Annotated in this window: 34 protein-coding genes and 1 other RNA gene; 6 read left to right on the forward strand and 29 right to left on the reverse strand. The window is 37.5% G+C overall.

Annotated elements, in window-relative coordinates:
- The 8 genes from RV00_RS04670 to RV00_RS04705 form a co-directional block, all read right to left on the reverse strand.
- On the reverse strand, positions 1–201 hold a 201-nt coding region (locus tag RV00_RS04670), incomplete at its 3' end, for a tyrosine-type recombinase/integrase (protein ID WP_478210312.1).
- A gap of 12 nt (positions 202–213) precedes the next feature.
- Positions 214–882 carry an N-6 DNA methylase gene (locus RV00_RS04675; protein WP_071861461.1) on the reverse strand — a complete coding sequence of 223 codons (669 nt, stop codon included), beginning with the start codon at positions 880–882 and terminating at the stop codon, positions 214–216.
- Complete coding sequence (locus RV00_RS04680; RefSeq protein ID WP_071861462.1) at positions 866–1,417, reverse strand: HNH endonuclease signature motif containing protein; 552 nt, start codon at positions 1,415–1,417, stop codon at positions 866–868. The genes RV00_RS04675 and RV00_RS04680 overlap by 17 nt, the downstream gene beginning before the upstream one ends.
- Positions 1,418–1,459: 42 nt before the next feature.
- Positions 1,460–1,684, reverse strand: coding sequence for a hypothetical protein (locus RV00_RS04685; protein WP_071861463.1), 225 nt, complete (start codon positions 1,682–1,684; stop codon positions 1,460–1,462).
- Entirely contained in the window at positions 1,681–1,947 is a 267-nt protein-coding gene (locus tag RV00_RS04690) for a hypothetical protein (RefSeq protein ID WP_071861464.1), read from the reverse strand. The genes RV00_RS04685 and RV00_RS04690 overlap by 4 nt, the downstream gene beginning before the upstream one ends.
- A complete protein-coding gene (locus RV00_RS04695) occupies positions 1,944–2,129 on the reverse strand; it encodes a hypothetical protein (protein WP_071861465.1) in 186 nt (61 codons plus the stop codon). The genes RV00_RS04690 and RV00_RS04695 overlap by 4 nt, the downstream gene beginning before the upstream one ends.
- Positions 2,130–2,172: 43 nt before the next feature.
- Positions 2,173–2,364, reverse strand: a complete 192-nt coding sequence (locus RV00_RS04700) for a hypothetical protein (protein WP_071861466.1) — start codon at positions 2,362–2,364, stop codon at positions 2,173–2,175.
- A 35-nt stretch (positions 2,365–2,399) separates the two neighbouring features.
- Entirely contained in the window at positions 2,400–2,600 is a 201-nt protein-coding gene (locus RV00_RS04705) for a helix-turn-helix domain-containing protein (protein ID WP_071861467.1), read from the reverse strand.
- Positions 2,601–2,727: 127 nt separating this feature from the next.
- Between RV00_RS04705 and RV00_RS04710 the strand changes: the two genes are divergently transcribed.
- Positions 2,728–3,042 carry a hypothetical protein gene (locus RV00_RS04710; RefSeq protein ID WP_071861468.1) on the forward strand — a complete coding sequence of 105 codons (315 nt, stop codon included), beginning with the start codon at positions 2,728–2,730 and terminating at the stop codon, positions 3,040–3,042.
- Here the strand turns inward: RV00_RS04710 and RV00_RS16795 are convergent.
- The 10 genes from RV00_RS16795 to RV00_RS04760 form a co-directional block, all read right to left on the reverse strand.
- Complete coding sequence (locus RV00_RS16795) at positions 3,023–3,151, reverse strand: hypothetical protein (RefSeq protein ID WP_276327089.1); 129 nt, start codon at positions 3,149–3,151, stop codon at positions 3,023–3,025. The genes RV00_RS04710 and RV00_RS16795 overlap by 20 nt on opposite strands.
- A 64-nt stretch (positions 3,152–3,215) precedes the next feature.
- On the reverse strand, positions 3,216–3,458 hold the full coding sequence (locus RV00_RS04720) for a hypothetical protein (protein ID WP_071861470.1): 243 nt from the start codon (positions 3,456–3,458) through the stop codon (positions 3,216–3,218).
- Positions 3,459–3,488: 30 nt separating this feature from the next.
- Entirely contained in the window at positions 3,489–3,803 is a 315-nt protein-coding gene (locus RV00_RS04725; RefSeq protein ID WP_071861471.1) for a VRR-NUC domain-containing protein, read from the reverse strand.
- A 246-nt stretch (positions 3,804–4,049) separates the two neighbouring features.
- Positions 4,050–6,362, reverse strand: coding sequence for a phage/plasmid primase, P4 family (locus RV00_RS04730; protein WP_071861472.1), 2,313 nt, complete (start codon positions 6,360–6,362; stop codon positions 4,050–4,052).
- A 15-nt stretch (positions 6,363–6,377) separates the two neighbouring features.
- Positions 6,378–6,878, reverse strand: coding sequence for a DUF669 domain-containing protein (locus RV00_RS04735; RefSeq protein WP_071861473.1), 501 nt, complete (start codon positions 6,876–6,878; stop codon positions 6,378–6,380).
- A gap of 12 nt (positions 6,879–6,890) precedes the next feature.
- The gene (locus tag RV00_RS04740; RefSeq protein ID WP_071861474.1) at positions 6,891–7,445 is read right to left on the reverse strand and encodes a hypothetical protein; all 555 of its coding nucleotides are present in this window, start codon (positions 7,443–7,445) and stop codon (positions 6,891–6,893) included.
- A 1-nt stretch (position 7,446) separates the two neighbouring features.
- A complete protein-coding gene (locus tag RV00_RS04745; protein ID WP_084133236.1) occupies positions 7,447–8,796 on the reverse strand; it encodes a DEAD/DEAH box helicase in 1,350 nt (449 codons plus the stop codon).
- Complete coding sequence (locus tag RV00_RS04750) at positions 8,771–9,484, reverse strand: AAA family ATPase (RefSeq protein WP_071861476.1); 714 nt, start codon at positions 9,482–9,484, stop codon at positions 8,771–8,773. Before RV00_RS04750 ends, RV00_RS04745 begins: the two co-directional genes overlap by 26 nt.
- The gene (locus RV00_RS04755) at positions 9,485–9,982 is read right to left on the reverse strand and encodes a hypothetical protein (RefSeq protein ID WP_071861477.1); all 498 of its coding nucleotides are present in this window, start codon (positions 9,980–9,982) and stop codon (positions 9,485–9,487) included.
- Positions 9,960–10,301: a hypothetical protein gene (locus tag RV00_RS04760; protein WP_071861478.1), complete on the reverse strand. Its 342-nt coding sequence runs from the start codon at positions 10,299–10,301 to the stop codon at positions 9,960–9,962. The genes RV00_RS04755 and RV00_RS04760 overlap by 23 nt, the downstream gene beginning before the upstream one ends.
- A 130-nt stretch (positions 10,302–10,431) precedes the next feature.
- On the opposite strand from RV00_RS04760, the gene RV00_RS04765 reads away from it, so the two are divergent.
- A complete protein-coding gene (locus RV00_RS04765; RefSeq protein WP_002323904.1) occupies positions 10,432–10,839 on the forward strand; it encodes a hypothetical protein in 408 nt (135 codons plus the stop codon).
- Between the two features lie 113 nt (positions 10,840–10,952).
- Here RV00_RS04765 and RV00_RS04770 read toward each other — a convergent pair whose 3' ends face one another.
- The 6 genes from RV00_RS04770 to RV00_RS04800 form a co-directional block, all read right to left on the reverse strand.
- The gene (locus RV00_RS04770; protein ID WP_071861479.1) at positions 10,953–11,138 is read right to left on the reverse strand and encodes a hypothetical protein; all 186 of its coding nucleotides are present in this window, start codon (positions 11,136–11,138) and stop codon (positions 10,953–10,955) included.
- 421 nt (positions 11,139–11,559) lie between these two features.
- Entirely contained in the window at positions 11,560–11,817 is a 258-nt protein-coding gene (locus RV00_RS04780) for a hypothetical protein (protein ID WP_071861480.1), read from the reverse strand.
- A gap of 82 nt (positions 11,818–11,899) precedes the next feature.
- Positions 11,900–12,079, reverse strand: coding sequence for a hypothetical protein (locus RV00_RS04785; protein ID WP_071861481.1), 180 nt, complete (start codon positions 12,077–12,079; stop codon positions 11,900–11,902).
- On the reverse strand, positions 12,076–12,603 hold the full coding sequence (locus RV00_RS04790; RefSeq protein WP_071861482.1) for an ORF6C domain-containing protein: 528 nt from the start codon (positions 12,601–12,603) through the stop codon (positions 12,076–12,078). The genes RV00_RS04785 and RV00_RS04790 overlap by 4 nt, the downstream gene beginning before the upstream one ends.
- Positions 12,596–13,492, reverse strand: coding sequence for a DUF3102 domain-containing protein (locus RV00_RS04795; protein WP_071861483.1), 897 nt, complete (start codon positions 13,490–13,492; stop codon positions 12,596–12,598). Before RV00_RS04795 ends, RV00_RS04790 begins: the two co-directional genes overlap by 8 nt.
- 51 nt (positions 13,493–13,543) lie before the next feature.
- Complete coding sequence (locus tag RV00_RS04800) at positions 13,544–13,735, reverse strand: helix-turn-helix transcriptional regulator (RefSeq protein WP_071861484.1); 192 nt, start codon at positions 13,733–13,735, stop codon at positions 13,544–13,546.
- A gap of 151 nt (positions 13,736–13,886) precedes the next feature.
- On the opposite strand from RV00_RS04800, the gene RV00_RS04805 reads away from it, so the two are divergent.
- From RV00_RS04805 to RV00_RS04820, 4 genes are all read left to right on the forward strand, one after another.
- Entirely contained in the window at positions 13,887–14,525 is a 639-nt protein-coding gene (locus RV00_RS04805) for a LexA family protein (protein ID WP_071861485.1), read from the forward strand.
- 77 nt (positions 14,526–14,602) lie between these two features.
- Positions 14,603–15,160, forward strand: a complete 558-nt coding sequence (locus RV00_RS04810) for an Ltp family lipoprotein (RefSeq protein ID WP_071861486.1) — start codon at positions 14,603–14,605, stop codon at positions 15,158–15,160.
- A gap of 18 nt (positions 15,161–15,178) precedes the next feature.
- Positions 15,179–15,484 (forward strand): hypothetical protein, encoded by a 306-nt coding sequence (locus RV00_RS04815; RefSeq protein ID WP_071861487.1) that lies wholly within the window; start codon positions 15,179–15,181, stop codon positions 15,482–15,484.
- A gap of 87 nt (positions 15,485–15,571) precedes the next feature.
- Positions 15,572–16,708: a tyrosine-type recombinase/integrase gene (locus RV00_RS04820; RefSeq protein ID WP_071861488.1), complete on the forward strand. Its 1,137-nt coding sequence runs from the start codon at positions 15,572–15,574 to the stop codon at positions 16,706–16,708.
- A 74-nt stretch (positions 16,709–16,782) separates the two neighbouring features.
- On the opposite strand, the gene ffs is transcribed toward RV00_RS04820, so the two are convergent.
- The 5 genes from ffs to RV00_RS04845 form a co-directional block, all read right to left on the reverse strand.
- Positions 16,783–16,866: signal recognition particle sRNA small type (ffs, locus tag RV00_RS04825), an RNA gene on the reverse strand.
- Positions 16,867–16,892: 26 nt separating this feature from the next.
- Positions 16,893–17,396 (reverse strand): tRNA adenosine(34) deaminase TadA, encoded by a 504-nt coding sequence (gene tadA / locus RV00_RS04830; protein WP_071861489.1) that lies wholly within the window; start codon positions 17,394–17,396, stop codon positions 16,893–16,895.
- A gap of 147 nt (positions 17,397–17,543) precedes the next feature.
- Positions 17,544–17,879, reverse strand: coding sequence for a hypothetical protein (locus tag RV00_RS04835; RefSeq protein WP_071861490.1), 336 nt, complete (start codon positions 17,877–17,879; stop codon positions 17,544–17,546).
- Between the two features lie 180 nt (positions 17,880–18,059).
- Positions 18,060–18,773, reverse strand: a complete 714-nt coding sequence (locus tag RV00_RS04840) for a zinc metallopeptidase (RefSeq protein WP_071861491.1) — start codon at positions 18,771–18,773, stop codon at positions 18,060–18,062.
- Between the two features lie 117 nt (positions 18,774–18,890).
- Positions 18,891–19,214 (reverse strand): zinc ribbon domain-containing protein YjdM, encoded by a 324-nt coding sequence (locus RV00_RS04845; protein WP_071861492.1) that lies wholly within the window; start codon positions 19,212–19,214, stop codon positions 18,891–18,893.
- Positions 19,215–19,332: the final 118 nt, after the last annotated feature.

A 19,332-nucleotide genomic window follows, 5' to 3' on the forward strand; every position in this document is an offset into this window, starting at 1 on the left:
AGCATATTCATTTATTATTTTCTGATATGTTCTTCGATCTAGATCCCCCAATTTTAACTTAGGAACTATTTCAATTAGGCGTTGCAGTGTAACATAATATTTGCTTAAGGTGATTTCTCGAATCGCCCCAACTTTGTAAGTCTCAATCCATTCCTCAAAATAATCTACGAGTAACAGCTCGCTTTTTTTCTTTCTTGCCAATTTTGTCACTTCCTAAAATAGACTTAGTTGTTCTTTCTCAGAATCAATGATGATTTTTGGACTCTCTATGTGTTTTAAAGGCTTCTCTAGCCATTTACTTATGTCAAATTCTCTTTCAGCGATCGGACTATGTGGCATGACATTAAGATTACTAAACGACACAGGATCATTTTTGTCGTTTTGAAGGAAATAAGCTTGCTTCGCCTCACGACTTAACGCATCTCCATGAACTACTGTCGCATTCATTCCGCGGATCAGTAAATTGAAAAGTAGAAACGGCAGCGCTCGATCAGATAGCTCCTCACATTGATAGAAGAATAGCGAAGGTCTATACTCGAATGGAGAAATACTCAATCGATCCTGATTCCATTTTTGTATCATCAAGCTGCCGGTTCCCGCCGCCACATCCAGATTAGATGAGGATGAACCAGCTATTTTAGCTAACAATTTCGATATTGAATCAGGTGTAAAGTCCTGCGCGTATTTCTTCTTGTTCGCGTGCTCCTCCTCGAAATAAGCGTGAAACCAGTCATGGTCCAACCGCCATTCAATTTCTAAAAAGGATTTGAACATTTTTTCTCTTTTTGCTTTGTCAAAAAGAATTGCCATCAGCGCGTCTGAAGCTTGATAACTTTCTTTAACGCCAATCAATTCATTTATTTTTTCAGTCGTCAAGGTCACTGGTCAATTCACTTCCTTTTAATCCGATCTTACTGAGCAGTATTGCAGCTTCTTTAGATTCTCTATCGTAATACGGATATTTCTGCTTATTCATGTAACTTAGTTCTCGCCTTGAAATGCACTTCAAATTGTCTAAGCGGAAATCAGTCTTATCATCATTCATGAAGATAATAGTATGCTTTTCTGGAATTGGGCCGTGTGCTTGCTCCCAAATATATCGATGCTTATCGATCCATTTTCCACGAGCAACTTTGATTTGAGTGACTCCACGTTTAGTTACTCGCTCTGAACCAACTGGTTTACTATGGCTTGGTTCGCTAGGTATTTTGAAGTCTTGACCGCCTGTCTTGCCTTTTCGCCACCCGTAAAGGCTTGTCTTGCTTTTGACACCATGTGTCTGTTTCCACTGACAGATTTGTGTCGAAGTGATCGAAAGTGAAAAGCGATCATTAATTAGTTGAGCAAGCTCTTTATTCCGATTTCCGTCTACGTTTTTTTTAATGAACTCTATTTGTTCTTGATTAAACAGCGACATTCGATCACTCCTTTTCATAGTTGATAGGCGTGGTTAGCGGAACTATCCGCCTAACTCATAACTGTTTTTCATGCTTGATCTAAAAGCTTTTACCTGATTTTCAATTACGGTATCTTTTATCTGGAACCTATCGTTGATTACAGGGGCTGCCATGTCTTTTAAATAGCTTTGTCTGATTTTTATTTTTTGATCGCCAACTTTTTTGATCACATCACGGCCATTTATGATACTTTGAATATCAGCGTCACTTAAAACAATTTCATTCATTCGCCGTCCTCCTGTGGTTTCATTCTCACTTCATTAGCGTTGACGGTCTTAAACTCGCCACTTTCAAGCCGAACTACCGCGATTGGATAAGCTATCACGCCACCCGAATGACCGCCCTTTATTAATGATGGTGGAATAGGCTTGCTGAACTGGAAAAAGTCATAAAGGCCAGCTTTAACCCATTCCGTTTCCTTTACAAATCCATGTTCCCTCTTAGTAACAACCTCGATTTCGCAAGGTAGTAATTGAATATCAGCTTTCATTCGCTGTCCTCCTTCTTGCGCATAATATACAACTCAACGGCTTGATCGTACGTGAAGATGGGGAGCTTATAAGATTCGTGATAATAAACCTGTGCTTCATTACTCCAGTAATATCCGACCCCTTTCATGAATCCTGATAACTCTCCTGTAGTTATCACGCCGTCTGGTACTGATTCCAACATTTATAAAACCTCCTTAATTCCCTTCGATTACTGACCTTCACAATTAGTTGAGTTCCAAAACGATCACTCGTTCATCGATTTCATAACCATCTTCATCTTGTAATCCAGTTTGAAGACGAATTTCTTGAATTTCCTTTAGAAACGAATCATTTTCAGCATTTGCAAAGACATCAACAGAACCACCAAAATCTTTTTCATACTCTCGAAGTTCTTTAATTACTTGTTTTAATTCCATTGAATTTCCTCCTTTGTTTACTTCCGTTAGTGGAACTATCTTATTTTTTTGTTTCTAAACACATCCATGCTGATATCCAGTGCGTCAGCAATCTTTTCAATCAGTTCGAAACTTGGCTTTTTATTACGTCCATGTTTTAAATCTGAGATGGTTCCAGAGTGAACATCCATCTTTTGAGCTAATTTTTCTTGACTTAATCCGGCTTTTTTCATTTCTTTCTCGACTTTATTCCACATTTCGATATCCTCCAAAACACTATATATAGTGTCGTTCGTATTGCGTTCCCCGTATATGTCGTATATAATCAATAGTGGGTATTGCGTCTGCCAACGTTTTCCCAAATACAATTAAAGGAGAATGTATATGAGTGTAAAAATTAAAGGGTTAAATGATCTACAAAGAAATCTTGAGAAGATGGAAAGAAAAGCGAAATCAATGGGTGGATCAAATTCTGTCCCTTTTACCGAACTTTTCGACTCTAAGTTCATGAAGAAAAACACTAAGTTTTCTAGTATTCAACAATTCGTCGACAAGTCCGAGTTTGATTTTTCTAATATGGAATCCATCAACGAACATGATCTAGATAATTATGTTAAGAAAAACACCAAATTTAATTCTTGGGATTCCATGAAAGGCGAGGCAGCACAACTCTGGACTGCTAAACAGCTTGGGTTCTAAATTCAAAAGTTTCTATTTTGTTTAATGTTTCATTTAACTGGTTAAGTTGGCTTTCAGCCTGTTTGACCAGTTTTTTAAATTCAAGTAAATTATTAATTTCGATTTCCATATATAGTTCTTCCACTATCTTTTCACCTTCTCTTCTTCTGTGATAGCCCCATGTTGCGGAACTATTACCCAATCTTCCGCCAACGTCTCATCGGACCCTTACGCCCATTAGACTGGCAAGCGAGTAGATCAAATTTAACGCCTGCACGACTGGCTGCGCGCTTATGTTTCGGATCAACTGTCTCTTTGTGCACAACATGCTTCTCGCCGTTCTGATCTTCAACGATGATGATATTTTTAAAGGGCTGGTCTAAATACTCAATTTCTTCCCCCTCAATATATTCGCCGTAAATGTTTATGGTTTTCATTGGTTGCCTCCTATTTCATTTGAAATATTTTTATTTCTTGTTAATGATCCGTAAAGCGTCCTCCACAGATCTTGCAACCCCATATAGAACTGGCTGCGTTTTTAAGAACTCTCCGAATTTTATTTGATCTGGTCGAAGTTTGCCTTTTTCGTTTTTGACTTCGATATAAATTGATTTTCCATCAGAGTTACGATGCCCACATAAATCGGGAAAGCCTTTTGGCATACCATAAAATTGGCGCCCTTCAATTGTAGTCACTTGTCCTGCATTCGATCGAAAAATCGTACAGCCATTTTCTGATAGAGCAATTCTGATTTCGTCTTGTATTTGATGTTCTGATTTCAATGTAACCCTCCAGACTGTTTAATCGTTGGTATTAAAGCATTTAGGAAGATTTTGGTGGAGAGTTTGGAGGGTCAGACCCAAAAACCTATTCTTTTTTATATAATTTACTTTTTATTTTTTACTTTAATACTTTATTATTTTTTTTAAACCCTCCAGAAAGAAAGAAAAATATAATATAAATACTGATATATCAACGTTTCTAAGGGTTGGAGGGTTTCGTTCTCAACCCTCCAGAACCCTCCAGATTTATTTGAAAAGTTCTCTAACGTTATCGTATTTTCTTGGTTTTAATGTGATTCCTTTATAAACCATAAATCCACCAGCTTTTTCTTTGCTATATTTCTTTGAAATCTCTCTACCAAACTTTGTGTTAGTAAAAGTGTGTTCACCATTGTCCGATGCCCATTCACGATAAACTTTATATAATTCACCGCCTGATATTTTTAGCCCCGGTCCCGTTTCGCAACACGTTTCGATAAACGTGCCGATCTGATCCATTTCGCTACGATAATCCTGACTTGCTGCAACCACTGATTGCGGTTTTTGAAGCCCTTCTCTCTGCCACAACAGGCAACCATCGATGGCCCATTTTAAAATGCCTTGTAATTCGGTTTGTAATTTGTATTTAAGATTTTTATCCTTCTTGTGGTCAGGTATTTGAACAATGAATGGAATTAAATTCAATCTTCGCCAAATTCCATCATCAGTACCTCGAATAATTGGTTTGTGATTGGTTGCTAACCACAATTTAAATTCAGGTTCAAACTCGAATTCTTTTCCATAAAGATGCCGTGCGGTCACCTTATCACCACCAGTCAACTGCTTGACCAAACCTTCGTCCAGCCGAACGCCTTCATTTGGTTCTGATGATGTGACTAACCGCGCGCCTTTTAATCGAGCAATATCACTGTTTGCAGACGATTGGCTTTGTTTTACCATGATCGTTTGGGCTTGCATGGTCATGGCGTAATTACCCATTAACTCAGAAATAATTTCCAAAAATACTGACTTACCATTTGAACCGTGACCATAAAGAATGAACATACATTGCTCTCTCGTGGAACCTGTAAGCGAATATCCAACACATTTTTGAATGTAGTTAATCAGCTCTTGATCATTGTTAAATATCTGATTAATAAATTCTTCCCACATAGGACAATCGACCGATTCTGTGTACTCGACATTTGAAACACGTGTAAACATTTTGTCTATCTCGTGTTCGTGTAGAAGGCCGTCACTCAAAGATAGAAAACCACTTTGAGTATTGAAAAGAGATTTATCTTTATCAAACTCTTCTGGTAAAACGGATAACCGGTGTTTCAATTCGTCCATCATGGCATTTTTCCCGGCATTACTACGGGAACGCTTGACGTGCTTTTCTTTTGCTTTTTCTAAAGCTTCTCTTGTTTCATCGTCGGCGTTTTCAGGAACAATTAACGGTTCTTTGCCCATGATTTCCACTGTGGTATCTACCATTTTCCGCACTTCGCCAGTGTTGTCGGGCAACCACACTTTTCCGTTGTAGTAATACCATGCTTTATCGATATACGAATACTTGACTAATGTTCCGTAGATGTCATTGAATCGATCGGCATTTCCGGTATCGTCATAAGAATAGTATTTCTTTTCTTTCGGCTGTTCTTGATCCTTGATGAAAATTCTAAAATCAGATTTTCGTTTAGGATTGTACACGGAATTTGTATCAGCGATTGCTTTGTTTAACAGTCCCTCACCATATGTGGTCGCTCCACGTTTTTGATCGTATTTAGTACGAATCATTGCAGATGCTCGAAAAATTTCATCCATCTTTTCGTAATCTCTACCAGTCCAAAAAGCTAGGTCATTAGCAAAGGCCATATCCGCTTCGGATTGCGAGGAATAAAAAGCTTCCCAACCGCCCTCCATGAAAACTTTAAATCTTGCGCCTTGAGAAGACGATTCAGCACGTTGGATAATTTCTTCGATAGGCAAATCAACGGTATTCATTAATGGATTTTCTTCTTTAAATTGGATGACTTTTTTATCACCAACATACCGATCATAAAGTCGCTTGATATTTTTTGGATCAGATTTGATAACATCAGTATATTTTGATGCCGAATGACCAGTCATAACGAAGAAACGTCCTTCTTGATACATCTCAACATCGCCTTTACGACGTCTCCCGCCAGGCAATTCGCCCCTAGCGATAATGTGGATGCCAGTGCCTGACTGTGAATATTCAGCGTATGATTTCATGCTTTCGATAAATTCATAAATGATATTCTCTTCCACATCTCCTGTTTTATATCGCTCGACTTCACCTTCAGCGTTATCAATATCAATTCCAAAATATGGCGGTTTGAAGAAAAAACCTAGACCAGTCATCTCAAATTTATTGATAGCATCGAGAGCAGTCTGAAAATCAGACCATGTGCTCTCGTCGTTAGATTTCGCTTTGTATCCATTGTTTGCGTTATAAGGAATCTTTGTGTGTTTGTTTCTTTTTTCATCCCAAACTAGCTTGTAAACACACCACTGTTTGAGATTTTTAAGCTCTATTGGGATTTTTTCGTACATCTTCACACCTCGTGATTAGAATGGTAGATCATCTTCTTTTGCGGTTGGAGCTGGTTCACGACTAGGCCCAAATGATGGTTCGTCTCCATTTTTAAATTGGTGATTCACTGGTCCAGTTGTGTTCGTCTTTTCCCAAGACTTAACATTCACGTTTTTATAACCATTTGATTCTTCTGTTTTCACTCGAACCAACACTGGTTTTAGTACGAAATCAGCTAATAGTTCATCAAATCCGTTATAAGATTTTCCATCTTCTAATTGCAATGCTTGAGCGATTGCCATGATCATTCCTTCGTTGTATTTTCCAGTTGCTTTAGCTTTCCAAATTTTTGGGAAAATGTGTTTGTTTTGGAATTGTTGCTGCACATCATTTCTTACGATTAAATCAATATCGATAAATTCTGCTCCTGATTTTGTTGCATTTTCTACTGCTTTATTAATGATTACTTCATATGTTCCGTCTTTGATCTCGTTTCCTTGTTGTGCTTTTGAAAAATCTAAATTAAATCCTGTCATGTTAGTTTCCTCCTATTTTTGTAGTTCATTAATATATGGGTAGATGATTGTTTCATACGTTTTGTTTCTTTCGAAAACAGCTTCTTCGTACGTTTCGAATCTTTTGTTTACTATAAATTCTCCTCTAAAGATAATCTGTACTCTCCATTTTTTTCTGGTTTTATCATACGTGATATTCTTATCTCCCAATTTGGCTATTGAATTTTTCCAGTATCCTACATTTGTCTTTAATTCCGATACTTTTTTATGGCTTTTTTCAAGGTTTTTAGCGCCATATTTATTGCCGTTTTGTTTTGAATAAATTTTCAAACGCTCGGCATTTTTCTCTTTATTTTTATCGGAAATCCTTTTGTTATGTTCTTTGTGTGCTTTGCTTCCTTTCCATCCAGTAATTCTGCCAGCTTTTAAGCTAGATGCACTAACTTCTTTTAATTCTCCAGTTAGCAAATTCCTAACTAAAAGTATTTGATTAGTTTGATTCGTATTTTTACCAGTATCTCCAATAACTTTTATATCTCCAATGACGGTTCCTGAATAATCTTTCCTGTTTCTACTTTTATTGTCCAATCTACAACCACCCCTTCCTCTTACAAGCCATATATGCCCATCCTGGCTTAAACCCTTTTGCACGGGCTATGGCGTATAAATCTTCAACTGTGGAAGCCTCATCTTCCGTCATGTTGTAATACTTATTGTTCTCAAAATTCAAAGTAATTTTCGTTTCTCCGACTTTCATTAATTCAGCCGATTCATCGATTTCTAACTCTGACTTTCGTTCTTCAATTGGCTGCAACTCTCCGCAATACGGACAAATATTTTCGCCCTTTGGTCTTTCATAAGCCCCAAAACAAAATGCACATTGAACAATCGATATATCACTATCAGTTTTTGTTTTCTTTTTTGTGTCTAAACTCCACTCACGATCCATATCAGGCAATCCGAATCGGTTTACATTACCTACGTGGTCAATGACGACTGACCGCTTGCCTTCTTTAAATCGCATCCCCCTCATCGATTGCTGAATGTACAATGATAACGATTGAGTAGGTCTCAACATAATTACAGTCGAACAATCAGGAACATCAAACCCTTCTCCGATCAAATCTACATTGCACAGAATTTTTATTTCGTGTTTGCGAAACGATTCAATGATTTCCGAGCGTTCATCCTTTGGCGTTTTAGCGTCTATATGAGCGGCTTTATAACCAGCTTGGTTAAATATATTAGCGGTGTGTTTACTCGCCTCTATACTGTGACAATAGGCTATTGCCTGCTCGTTATCAGCAAGCGTTTGATAATGTTTCAATACATCACCATAAATCGTTGTTTTGACTGCCTTATCCATTGATTTCTTTGTAAAATCTCCAGTCGAAGCTTTCTTTAATTCGGCTGTATCGATCAATTTAGGTGCGTAATATTCATAAGGTGCTAATCGATGATTCTCAATCAACCATTTAGCTGATACGCCTTCGATCAATAAATCATTCACATCGCCTAATCCGCTCCCGTTTAATCGGATAGGTGTTGCAGTAAAACCTAATCGTGGAACATCTGAATAATAATCATAGATTTTTCGGTACGAAGCAGCTAATCCGTGGTGGTTCTCGTCAGTAATAATGAGTTGCGGTTTTTTAATTGTTTGAAGATGTCTCACGACCGTTTGAACCATTCCAAAATTTACTAGCGCATTATTCACACCGATTTCTTTAAATGTATTTTTGATTTGATCAATCAATTCTCGTCTATGAACCAAGAACAGAACGCGATTGCCTTTTAAAGTCGTCATACGTGCGATTTCAGCGACCATAACCGACTTACCTGAACCACATGGCGAAACGATGCAAGGCGCTTTAAAACCTTCGATATAAGCCTGTCTAGCACGTTTGACTAAATCATTCTGATAATCGTACAGTTCCATCAATATCGAACAACTCCTCTTGCAGAGCAAACTCTCGATCATCTAGTTGGTTCTTAGCAAATGTTTGATCTGTTCGTTTCAACAAAAAACCTCGTGTTCCTGTTTCTTCATTGATCATTAACCGGCCAACCATATTCATCAGACCCATTACATTATTTACAATCTTTTCTCGAATCTGTGGATGAAACTGATTGAATATCTGACCGCCTGGTGATTGTATTTGAATTTGCGTTTCCCATGCAGTAAAAACTTTATTTACACCTTTCCACGAATTGATATACCGAATCATGTCAGGCAGATAAAATGAGAATTTATTGTAGTCGCCCATTTCAGGAATACCCATTGCTTTGCCATCGCGCGTTTTTGATAACCGTGATTTTTCAGCTAACCACGCTTGTTCAAATTCGGATAGATTATCGAAAAAGATATTGTCATATTTATCTAAATAATTATCATGGATATCTTTAAGCAACATCTTCATCCCGACTTCAACATCGTTTAAATCGGCATAAACAATATCAATGTTAGGATTACCAGCTAAGACGTTTGTTGTCCGATCGATATCAATTACTAACGTTTTACCTTCAAGATAATTAGCGGTATAGGTTTTTCCTCCGCCTGGCGGCGCATAGATTAGGACTGAAAAATTATCAGCACGATCGATATCCGACGCTTTAACAATTTCCATCTACTCTTTCACCTTCACTTTCACTTCCATACCTTTCACATTAACGGTCGTATTAGGAATCGCCATGCCATTATCATCAATCAACAACCCTTCTTCTGTTCGGTGGAAGACACCATCCACAATTAATTGCTTAATATCGTTTTGAATCGGCTTAATAACGACTTCTTCCTTTATTAAGCCTGGATGTTCTTCCTTCATGTATCGATCAAATCGGACTTTTTCCTCTTTTGATTTTGGCAAACTCAATTTATAAGTTGCCTTACTTTTTAAGTTGGGATATTTCTTGCTGACAATAAAACTATCCGTTTCAATTGATTCGGCATCGCCTAAAAGTTGTTTCTGCAGCTCTAACGCTGCGTCTAGTTCTTGCTTTGACTCATTTAAGAATTTAGCCTTTGCATCCATGATCTCACCAATCTGGCGATCATATAGATCAAGCTTTGATTTCTGAACTTGTTTCATTAATTCAATCTCTTTAGTAATTTCTTCTAGATTCAACTAACATCTCTCCTTTTTTCGGAACTAAATCAAAGAACTTCGCATATCCGTTATCTACGATCCATGTGAGTAACGCTTCTTTAATTACTTCTGAGTATTCGCTCGGCAGCATCACTTCTCGCAAATCTTCATTCGCTTCACCGGCGGTTAACTCCTCCACATACTCTTTTGAGTATCGTTCTAAGTTCTGCTCGAGTAAAAGTCCGTTTGAATTAATGTAGACTGTGCTATTCAAATAGATCGGATCACCGTAGTAATCTTTTAAAATCGGTTTTTCTTCTGGTGGGTCGGTTGGGACTCCAAAATTTTGTTCATTCATGGTATAATCTCCTTAAATAGATGTTTTTTTGACTAGCTAACTTTGGACGGTGGGCTAGTCTTTTTTTGTGCATTTCATATGCTCACCCTTTCAATTTGATATAATGGTTTAAAAACTGGATGGTGAAAAAATGAGTTTCGATAACACGATCACAATTTCGATTATCCTAGCTTTAGTAGCTCTTATATCCCCTTGGATTACAGCGGTTATAAATAATAAGCATGCTGAATCGATGAAGGATAAAGAAATTGAATTACAAAAACACGATTCAAAAACCCAAACAATACAAACAACTTTCTCAACATTTCTCAACAATGTGGGTATTTGTATTGGTAGTAACACTGATAAAAATATATCTGCTGTAAAAGCATCAGGTTATGCAGTCCTGCCATATATTCAAAATGAAGATATAGAGGTTATGAAAATTTTCTTAAGCCGTTTTGGTTACGGCAACACTAATGCAGAACAAAAATCTCTTGAAACTTATTTGATTGACAAAGTATTACCTATTTTGAATAAATCATTAGAAAAATTGTAAGCATTAGACATACTAGAACCGCATAGGATGTATACCAGTATTCGCCGCGTTTTCTCATGTAGTTATTTCCTAAAACGGCCACGAGATAAACACCTAATAAACAGAACCACACTTTAGTCAGCCCCCTCGGTTGGCTTTTTTGTGTCATATTCCGCAAAGTCATAAATCAAAACTAAGCCGAAAACTGCTGTAACATATGCTGCTTTGAGCCATTCTGGCACATTTCCTGTAATTGCAGCCCCAATTCCAAACGCAAACAACATTGCTCCTGTTCTACGAAGCCAGTAGATTTTTTTCATACTGTCACGCTCCTTTATTTAAATTTATTTTTGTCCTTCCAATCTAAAAATTGATCAAACAGATTGATGTTTATCAGCACAATTTTGTATGTCGGTGCTCGATAACCACGTTTGTAATCAGGATGTACTTTGAATTCTGCTAACAATCTTTGAAATGTAGATTCATGTCCTTCAAATTCGAAATATTTTATCGCTTCATCCGTAGTTTAGACGCTTTTAATCTAGACTTTCCAAAAGAATAGTCTATGAAGCCAGCTCATTTTTGAGTTGGTTTTTGTAATTTTTAGGTCGATGGTTACGCACCCTTTTGGTCTCTCCATTCATCTCACCTCCTATAGGGCTTATCGGATTCCTATCAAAAGCAACATTCTTTTCTCTTGGTGACAACATAGATTCAAATGACATTGTCATCTACAAAACATCAGCTGTTAAAAGTGTCGGATTCAAATAGTAATTCCTGCTCGTTGATAGCGGAGGAGAGCTTTTCTTCCAACAAATCGACGAGCTTTCTTTTTGTTGGATTCATTTCAAAACTGATAGTCTTGAGAAATATTTTTACATCTTTAATTTTTTGCCCTTGTAATTCTTTGATGATTTTATCGGCTTGGCTATCAATTCCATAAGTTAAGTCATCTATCATTTTTTGTATCTTGAGTGTTTGGTTCATTTCTTCCTTCATTGTGTTACCTCCTACGCTGTTTGTTCACGTTCAATCATCGGTAAGTAATTATTCTTCTTTCATCGTTATGCCTCCTTTCGTTTTACTCTCCTAGGTACAATTCGCTCACGCCTAATAAATCAGCAAGGTTGACAAGCGACTCTTTATAAAATTCTTGTAAATCCTCGACAGTTGCGATTTTTCCGTCAACTGTAATATTTTTAGCATCGCTCAATTCAAACAAATCTTTTAGAACATCAATTATGTTGTCATGTTCAGTCATTTTGATTCCTCCAATAAAAACGAAATATCATCGCCATGTTTTTCTGCTGTTTCAGCTTGTTTATCAGTAATTCTTAGTTGATAGCTTTCAAAATCCGATAATTCTAAGCCTTGAACAAAAGATTTAGCCTTTTCGAAGTCAATGCTGCGGATATCTAAATAACTTGAAACGTCGTACTCAATTCCTAGTTTTGTGTAAATCCCACGAGTTAGATGCCCTGTTTTTTTGGAAAACAATTCGTTAGATACTCTTTTACCGAAAAGGTCATTAACCAACTTTGCAGACTTTTTACCGACTGCACTTTTTAATTTCCCTGCTTGGCGCCGAGTAATCTTGTTTTCATCTTTCATCATTTCAAATTGCTTTTTAGTTTCGTCACGCATTTCAACCATTTCATCTTTTACCTTGATAACTGCTGTAATGACTTCTTGCAACGCTTTACTTTGGTTATCTTGTCTTTGTAATGTAAATTGCAAAACTTCCAAACTTTGATTCTCTTCGTTCAATGTTGGCGTGTTATCCATTTATAATCTCTCCTTCTATAATTTTTGTTTTTTCATTCGGAATGATTTTCCGCATTTCGCTTACCCAAAAATCAACGCTGTTTACGACTTCGGAAAGCTTGTTTGAGGCTTCCGTATCGTACAAATCATTGATAAGTGGTTTAAATCTGAGGCTTGCCATTTTCGTGTCAAAGAACGTTTCGATTTCTCGCATTAAATCGTTAAATTCGATCGTCGCTTTTACACGCTGGTCAATCGATTTTTCCTTTTGTTGCAAAGCTTTGATATTAGCTTCAAGCGTTTTAGCGCTTTCGGTGTTCTGCTCCAGCAAGTCATACTGCATTTTCTTCATTTTCAAATCGTTACGGACTGATGAGAGCTGTTTTTCTAGTTGCTCGTTAGTCGTTTTCAGATTTTCATAATCATCTGGAATTTTTTCGATAACTATTTCTTTTTCAACTACTTCTGGCTGTTGCACGCTCATGTCATTGATGACATCTGACAAATTGTCTATCTGTTTGTCCTTTGCTTTGAGCTGTTTTTTTAGCTCTTGTAACTCTCTTACCGTCATTTCGTCAGGCGTTTTAGTTTCGCCTTTGGCTGTTTCGTGTGGTTGAGTTCGTTCTTCTTCCGGAAGTGTAGCTACTAGGTATAATGCTCTATTGCCTAAATTCTGCCACGTGTCATAATTTGGTAATTCTTGAGCTACTTTCATAAAGCGGTTAGCTTCTGAATGTTCGATATTTATTTTTTTTAACCATTTTCCAAATTCACCGTGAACCAAATCATTTTCTTTTACATAATTTAAGCGTCTGCCAATTTCCCAAATCGATTGACCTGCAATCTGTTTGTAGGAATTTATTTCAGCAGTTAAGATGTTTATATCTTTCGATAGTTGTATCTCGTTCACTGTTTAACCTCCTTCAAACCTCACTTAAAGTGCGGTTTATATTAAAAAAAATCAGGGACGAATTCTATCAGCATCCACTTTTAATACATAAGCAATGGCGAAAATGTGCATAGGTTTAACAGATACTTTTTTATTTTCCCACTCGCTAACCGTCTTTTCGTTTACGCCAAGCTTTTGTGCTAAAGCTTCTTGAGTCAAGCCTTTCTCTTCCCGCCATGCTGAAATTGATAATTGCTCTGGCATTTATATCACCTCGCTTCCTTGTCTGTGTCTATACTATACCGCACTAAAAGTGCGAAGTCAACACTTAAAGTAAAAAAAAATTACGTTTCATTCTTTACTTTTCCTCACTTTGGGTGTATGATTAATACATTGAAAGGAGGTATAAAGTAGTATGAAACAATTAACAACAGCTCAAAAACAACGAGAAATTTTAGCAAATAACTTAAACGAATTACTTGAATTAAAAAGAAAAACACAAGCCGACGTGATACGAGATACTGGTTTTGCAGAAGCAACCGTTAGAAGCTGGTTTAGTGGTGAAAAATATCCAAGACTTGATAAAATTCAAGCTTTAGCAGATTACTTCAATGTTCCACGATCTAGAATTACAGAGGAACAAATTGATGGAATGTTAAAAGTCAGCCAATTGGTTTCAATTCCAATCATTGGCGATATTGCCTGTGGCGACCCAATCACAGCAGTTGAAAACATTCAAGGCTATCGTGACGAAGCAGCCGACACACTGCCAACCGGGAATCTATTTTACTTACATTGTAAAGGTAACAGCATGGCTCCTACTATTCCTAACGGCGCTTATGTATTAATCAGACAACAGCCAGATGTGGAAGATGGAGAGATTGCAGCGGTGTTGGTTAATGGGGATACGGAAGCTACTCTAAAGCGTGTGAAACGTCAAGGAAGCCTAGTGATGTTGATGCCTGATAACCAATCGTACGACCCTTATGTAGTGACACCAGACAATCCAGCAAGAATTTTAGGTAAAGCACTTAAAATGAGTGCCGACCTCTAAAAAAATACCCCAGTCGGAGTTACAGCTTCGGCTAGGGTTTACATATCAAATTATTATACGGAAATGAGGTTTTATAAATGAAAAAGATGTTATTAGGTTTGGTTGTTATGACTCTAGGTTTTACAGTTGCTGGTTGTTCATCTAAAAGTGATGAAGCGATTAAGGACGAAAACTCATCTTCTTATGATTTTGACTCGGAATTTGAAAAAGCTAAAGATAGCGCTGGCGATGATGATTTAACCGCCGATCCGGATATTGAATATGTGGGTGGAGAAACAGAAGGAACTTCATCGGTGACACCATATGAATCAAGTTCTAGTTCAGTTGAAGTTCAAGAGAATTCAGCTACTAGAGAACAAAGTAATGCTTTAAGTGCGGCAACGGAATATCTCGATTACACAGCATTTTCAAAACAGGGTTTATATGATCAGTTAATATTTGAGGAATACCCCGCGGATGCCGCGCAGTACGCTATTGATAATATTTCTGCTGATTGGAACCAAAATGCCCTTCAAACAGCTGAAGACTACTTAGATTTTACTTCTTTTTCCGATCAAGGTTTGTACGATCAGTTAATTCACGACAAGTATACGCCTGACGAAGCACAATATGCGATCAATAATTTACCTGATTAATTATTCGGAGGGGTAGAAATGGATGTAGAAAAAAAGACATTAAAAATGAAGTGTGAGTCTTGTGAAAATGATTTTATATTGACTTTCCATACGGTAAAATGTCCGAAATGTGGAATAGCGTTTAATACCGATGAAGTACACGAAATTTTTTATAATTATGAATCGAGACTTGCTAATTCTAAATTATATCAACACAGTCAAAGAATGCAAAAATCAGGAGAACGATTAGAAAAAACTGGAGAAACTATTTCTCAAATTGGTTGCCTTTTATTCATGCTACCCATAGGACTCTTGTGTTTATGGTTTATTATTTCCATGTTTTAGTATCAACTGCGCCTACGCCCCACTTTAGGGGCTTCTTTAATAACGCCAAAAAAAGAACGCACGTTCCATTTAAGGAGTTGAATAAACATGTGGATTGAAGAATTACCGAACGGTAAATACAAATATTCTGAACGATACATTGACCCATACACAGAAAAAAGCAGAAAAGTTTCCATCACACTTAACAGCAAATCTAATCAAGCAAAAAAACAAGCAAACATAGAACTTCAAGAAAAAATTGATAAGAAGATCGAAGAGAAAAATCAAATCAAGATAACGCTTGGAGAATTATTGAATGCATGGTGGAACCAGCATAAGGTTTCTATTCGCCAATCATCAAAAGTTAATTATGAGAAACTTTTGAAATACATACGAAAGAACATTAACACTGAAGCAGTGGTACGTAATACAGATACAAAGTTTTATCAAGATTTCCTAAACGGGTTAACTCAATCTTACGAATATAAGAAGAAGTTTCGAAGTGTGCTAAAAATGGCGCTTGATTATGCAGTCGATATGGAAATGATCAAAATTAATCCTATTAGTAGAACGAAAGTTCCAAAGCCAGCTTTAACAAAAGAGACTTATGAAAAAATCGAGGATAAATATTTAGAAGAAGAAGAAATCAACAAGCTATTAAATGTCTATTACAGCACGTTTCAGAGCGTCCATCACGGAAGGCTTGCTGAGTTCATGTATTTGACTGGACTGCGTGCAGGCGAAGCCATAAGCCTCACAATCGATGATTACGATCCGGATAGCAAAACTATAAAAGTGATTGGTACTCTAGATTATTCAGACGGCTACAAGAATGCAAAAAAAGAGATGCCAAAGACATTAGCATCATATCGTGAAATTGATTTATCGAATCGAGCGATAGAAATAATTGACGAATTGATTTTAGAGAATAAGTTAAAATTTAAAGGAAAGACTTCTTATCTTTTTGTTGGCAAGACTGGCAAACCAATTCAAATCAATGCGTTCAACAATTCGCTAAAAGCTATGAATGACAAACTTGGTAAAGATGCTATCAAAAAGAAAATGTCTAGTCATATTTTTAGACACTCTCACATCTCCCTACTTGCTGAATTAAACATACCAGTAAAAGCAATCATGGAACGTGTAGGACACTCCGACATGGAAACAACAATGAAGATATACACCCATGTAACCAAGAAGACAAAGGCTAGTATTGTTGAAAAGCTCAATGCTAAAGGTAAATGAGTTTTGCCCCTTTTCTGCCCCTTTTAGTTTTTGACAAATAAAAAAGCAAGCTCTCAGGCTTGCTGTTACGCGGTTTATATCAGACACATGCCGGATCCTACTTAGTGCTGCTTCCTTCCAGACCTGACACAATTCACAGGCCCGGCATTGTCCTGCCTTTCGGCAAAAAATAGTATAACAAACTCTAGTCCGTTTGGCTAGTCTTTTTTTTTCGTGCTCGTAACTGACGGAAAAAGTTGGTCAAAAGCTGACCACATTCTTCTTCTAAAATCCCGCCTTCTACATAAGCGCGATGATTGAAGCGTTCATCGGTCAACAGATTCATTAAAGTACCCGCGGTCCCGCCTTTCGGATCATAGGCTCCAAAATAAACCTCTTCAATCCGTGACAAAATCATGCCGCCGCTGCACATTGGACAAGGTTCTAAAGTAACAAACAGCTGGCAGTCTTCTAAGCGCCAATTTTCTAATGCTTTACAGGCTTCACGAATCGCGAACATTTCCGCGTGACTCGTGGCATCTTGACTATGCTCCCGCAAATTATGCCCGCGTCCGATAATTTTGCCTTGATGAACGACCACCGCCCCGATGGGCACTTCAGCAATCGCTTCCGCCTTCAACGCCTCATTGATTGCCGCCTGCATAAAAATGATTTTTTCTTCTTCCGTCAATCGACTTTCTCGTTCCATTTTTTTCCTCGCCTATCGCTAATTGATTAACCTACTTTAGCATATCCGAAAAAAATAAGCAGTAATAAATTTATGCAAGTTACGCCATAAAAAAAACGATCATCAAGTCATAGCTTAATAGCTGCTACTTGATGATCAGTATGACTTTTACATCATTTTATCTACAAAATCCATCAATTTGCCCTTCAAGTCTTCGGTCGTATCTTTGATGGACTCACCGTAGACAGACACACGCTTTTTTCCGCTTTTGATCTTGTCTAAAATACTCATGATGTTATCTAAATCTTCATCTGAAAGTTTATCAACGATTGAAAGTAACGGCTCATTGCCATCAAACTTATCATTAACAAAACGTTTCACTTTATACCGATTCGAAACATGACGAGCTTTTTCAATTAATTTTCCCGAAGCAATCACGGCTGTCGCTGTACTAGCAGCTACAACAACGCCCACTCCGATTTTGACTTTAGTCGATCTTTTCATGGTATCAGCTCCTTTCTCCCATGATACCATACTCTTAAAATTAACAATAATAAGAGCTACCAGGAAATGAAAGCGTAAACGCAAAAACAGAAAATGAATTGATTTGGCTCGTCCACCAAAGGATGGTTGTAAAAAAAAGCACGTCTAAACTCCCTAAGAAGTTTAAACGTGGCTTAATTTCTAATCACGACTGCGATTACCACCAAATAGTAGAATCAAACGCAGTAATTGTAAAAATGTTGCTAAGGCGGCGGCAACATACGTCAAAGCCGCAGCAACTAAAACTTTGCGGGCCGCTTCTAATTCTTCTTCATCTAACAGCGCGCCTTCGCGTAAAATACCTAAGGCCCGGCGTGAAGCGTCAAATTCCACCGGTAAGGTCACTAATTGGAATACTAACGCTAATGAAAAAGCCAAAATCCCAATATTGATCAAGGTCGCGTTCCAACTCATGATAACACCTAAAATAATTAACGGAAATGAAATTGTCGAGCCGATATTGGCAATTGGTACAATCGCTGCTCGCAAACGTAACGGAAAATAATTTTTCGCGTCCTGAACTGCATGACCACATTCATGGGCTGCTACACCGATCGCTGCCACCGAGGTTGATTGGGCGGTCGCTTCTGAAAGGCTTAGCATTTTATTTCCGCTATTGTAATTATCCGTCAAATCTCCAGCAATTTGCTGTACACCCACATCATTGATCCCTTGGCTGTGTAAGATGTATTCTGCCGCCGCTGTTCCGGTTACTCCTTTACGGCTGCGGAAATCATCATATTTCCGAAACGTCGAATTCACATAAGCAGACGCTAGACCTGAGATCACTAAGCCTGCAATGACTAATAAAAACGTGGGATCGAAAAAATTATAAAACATTCCATTCCCATACATAAACATTCTCCTCAAATCAAAGATAATTGACTATTCTAATGAATAGTTTCCTGATTATAGTTTACCATGAAAGCCGTGAATTTTTTATGAATACAACTCTAAGAATCTCTAGTAAAATTACAGTTTCTTAACGAATTCCGATTTTAATTTCATCGGACCGAAGCCGTCGACTTTACAATCAATATTATGATCACCTTCGACTAAACGAATATTTTTTACTTTAGTTCCTTGCTTGATTGCGCCTGAAGCACCTTTGACTTTCAAATCCTTAATCACACTGACACTATCTCCGTCTTGCAATTGGTTGCCGTTGCTGTCTTTCACAACAAGACCTGCTTCAACGACCTCATTTTCCGACCATTCGTGTCCACATTCGGGACAAACAAATAAACCGCGATCCTCATACGTATATTCTGACTGACACATAGGACAATTTGGCATATTCTTCCTCCAATATTTTTTCTGAATCCTTAGTGTATCGAAAAAAACGCGACTTGAAAAGCTTTTCTCAAACGATTTTAACGACGGATCTTAACAAAAAAATAGAAGGCGCCAAAAT

The sequence above is a fragment of the Enterococcus devriesei genome (genome assembly GCF_001885905.1).
GTDB lineage: Bacteria > Bacillota > Bacilli > Lactobacillales > Enterococcaceae > Enterococcus_A > Enterococcus_A devriesei.

Bases quoted from the DNA above. Each gene is read 5' to 3' on its own strand.
- RV00_RS04765 (WP_002323904.1), top strand. From the start codon at position 10,432: ATGAGTTTCGATAACACGATCACAATTTCGATTATCCTAGCTTTAGTA.
- RV00_RS16795 (WP_276327089.1), bottom strand. From the start codon at position 3,151: ATGGAAATCGAAATTAATAATTTACTTGAATTTAAAAAACTGGTCAAA.
- RV00_RS04685 (WP_071861463.1), bottom strand. From the start codon at position 1,684: ATGAATGAAATTGTTTTAAGTGACGCTGATATTCAAAGTATCATAAAT.
- RV00_RS04790 (WP_071861482.1), bottom strand. From the start codon at position 12,603: ATGGATAACACGCCAACATTGAACGAAGAGAATCAAAGTTTGGAAGTT.
- RV00_RS04840 (WP_071861491.1), bottom strand. From the start codon at position 18,773: ATGTATGGGAATGGAATGTTTTATAATTTTTTCGATCCCACGTTTTTA.
- RV00_RS04705 (WP_071861467.1), bottom strand. From the start codon at position 2,600: ATGTGGAATAAAGTCGAGAAAGAAATGAAAAAAGCCGGATTAAGTCAA.
- RV00_RS04690 (WP_071861464.1), bottom strand. From the start codon at position 1,947: ATGAAAGCTGATATTCAATTACTACCTTGCGAAATCGAGGTTGTTACT.
- RV00_RS04845 (WP_071861492.1), bottom strand. From the start codon at position 19,214: ATGCCAAATTGTCCTATGTGTCAGTCAGAATATACGTATGAGGATCGC.
- RV00_RS04750 (WP_071861476.1), bottom strand. From the start codon at position 9,484: ATGGAAATTGTTAAAGCGTCGGATATCGATCGTGCTGATAATTTTTCA.
- RV00_RS04820 (WP_071861488.1), top strand. From the start codon at position 15,572: ATGTGGATTGAAGAATTACCGAACGGTAAATACAAATATTCTGAACGA.
- RV00_RS04770 (WP_071861479.1), bottom strand. From the start codon at position 11,138: ATGAAAAAAATCTACTGGCTTCGTAGAACAGGAGCAATGTTGTTTGCG.
- RV00_RS04805 (WP_071861485.1), top strand. From the start codon at position 13,887: ATGAAACAATTAACAACAGCTCAAAAACAACGAGAAATTTTAGCAAAT.
- RV00_RS04810 (WP_071861486.1), top strand. From the start codon at position 14,603: ATGAAAAAGATGTTATTAGGTTTGGTTGTTATGACTCTAGGTTTTACA.
- RV00_RS04835 (WP_071861490.1), bottom strand. From the start codon at position 17,879: ATGAAAAGATCGACTAAAGTCAAAATCGGAGTGGGCGTTGTTGTAGCT.
- RV00_RS04815 (WP_071861487.1), top strand. From the start codon at position 15,179: ATGGATGTAGAAAAAAAGACATTAAAAATGAAGTGTGAGTCTTGTGAA.
- RV00_RS04745 (WP_084133236.1), bottom strand. From the start codon at position 8,796: ATGGAACTGTACGATTATCAGAATGATTTAGTCAAACGTGCTAGACAG.
- RV00_RS04780 (WP_071861480.1), bottom strand. From the start codon at position 11,817: ATGAAGGAAGAAATGAACCAAACACTCAAGATACAAAAAATGATAGAT.
- RV00_RS04800 (WP_071861484.1), bottom strand. From the start codon at position 13,735: ATGCCAGAGCAATTATCAATTTCAGCATGGCGGGAAGAGAAAGGCTTG.
- RV00_RS04760 (WP_071861478.1), bottom strand. From the start codon at position 10,301: ATGAATGAACAAAATTTTGGAGTCCCAACCGACCCACCAGAAGAAAAA.
- RV00_RS04695 (WP_071861465.1), bottom strand. From the start codon at position 2,129: ATGTTGGAATCAGTACCAGACGGCGTGATAACTACAGGAGAGTTATCA.
- RV00_RS04710 (WP_071861468.1), top strand. From the start codon at position 2,728: ATGAGTGTAAAAATTAAAGGGTTAAATGATCTACAAAGAAATCTTGAG.
- tadA (WP_071861489.1), bottom strand. From the start codon at position 17,396: ATGGAACGAGAAAGTCGATTGACGGAAGAAGAAAAAATCATTTTTATG.
- RV00_RS04730 (WP_071861472.1), bottom strand. From the start codon at position 6,362: ATGTACGAAAAAATCCCAATAGAGCTTAAAAATCTCAAACAGTGGTGT.
- RV00_RS04735 (WP_071861473.1), bottom strand. From the start codon at position 6,878: ATGACAGGATTTAATTTAGATTTTTCAAAAGCACAACAAGGAAACGAG.
- RV00_RS04720 (WP_071861470.1), bottom strand. From the start codon at position 3,458: ATGAAAACCATAAACATTTACGGCGAATATATTGAGGGGGAAGAAATT.
- RV00_RS04680 (WP_071861462.1), bottom strand. From the start codon at position 1,417: ATGTCGCTGTTTAATCAAGAACAAATAGAGTTCATTAAAAAAAACGTA.
- RV00_RS04785 (WP_071861481.1), bottom strand. From the start codon at position 12,079: ATGACTGAACATGACAACATAATTGATGTTCTAAAAGATTTGTTTGAA.
- RV00_RS04700 (WP_071861466.1), bottom strand. From the start codon at position 2,364: ATGGAATTAAAACAAGTAATTAAAGAACTTCGAGAGTATGAAAAAGAT.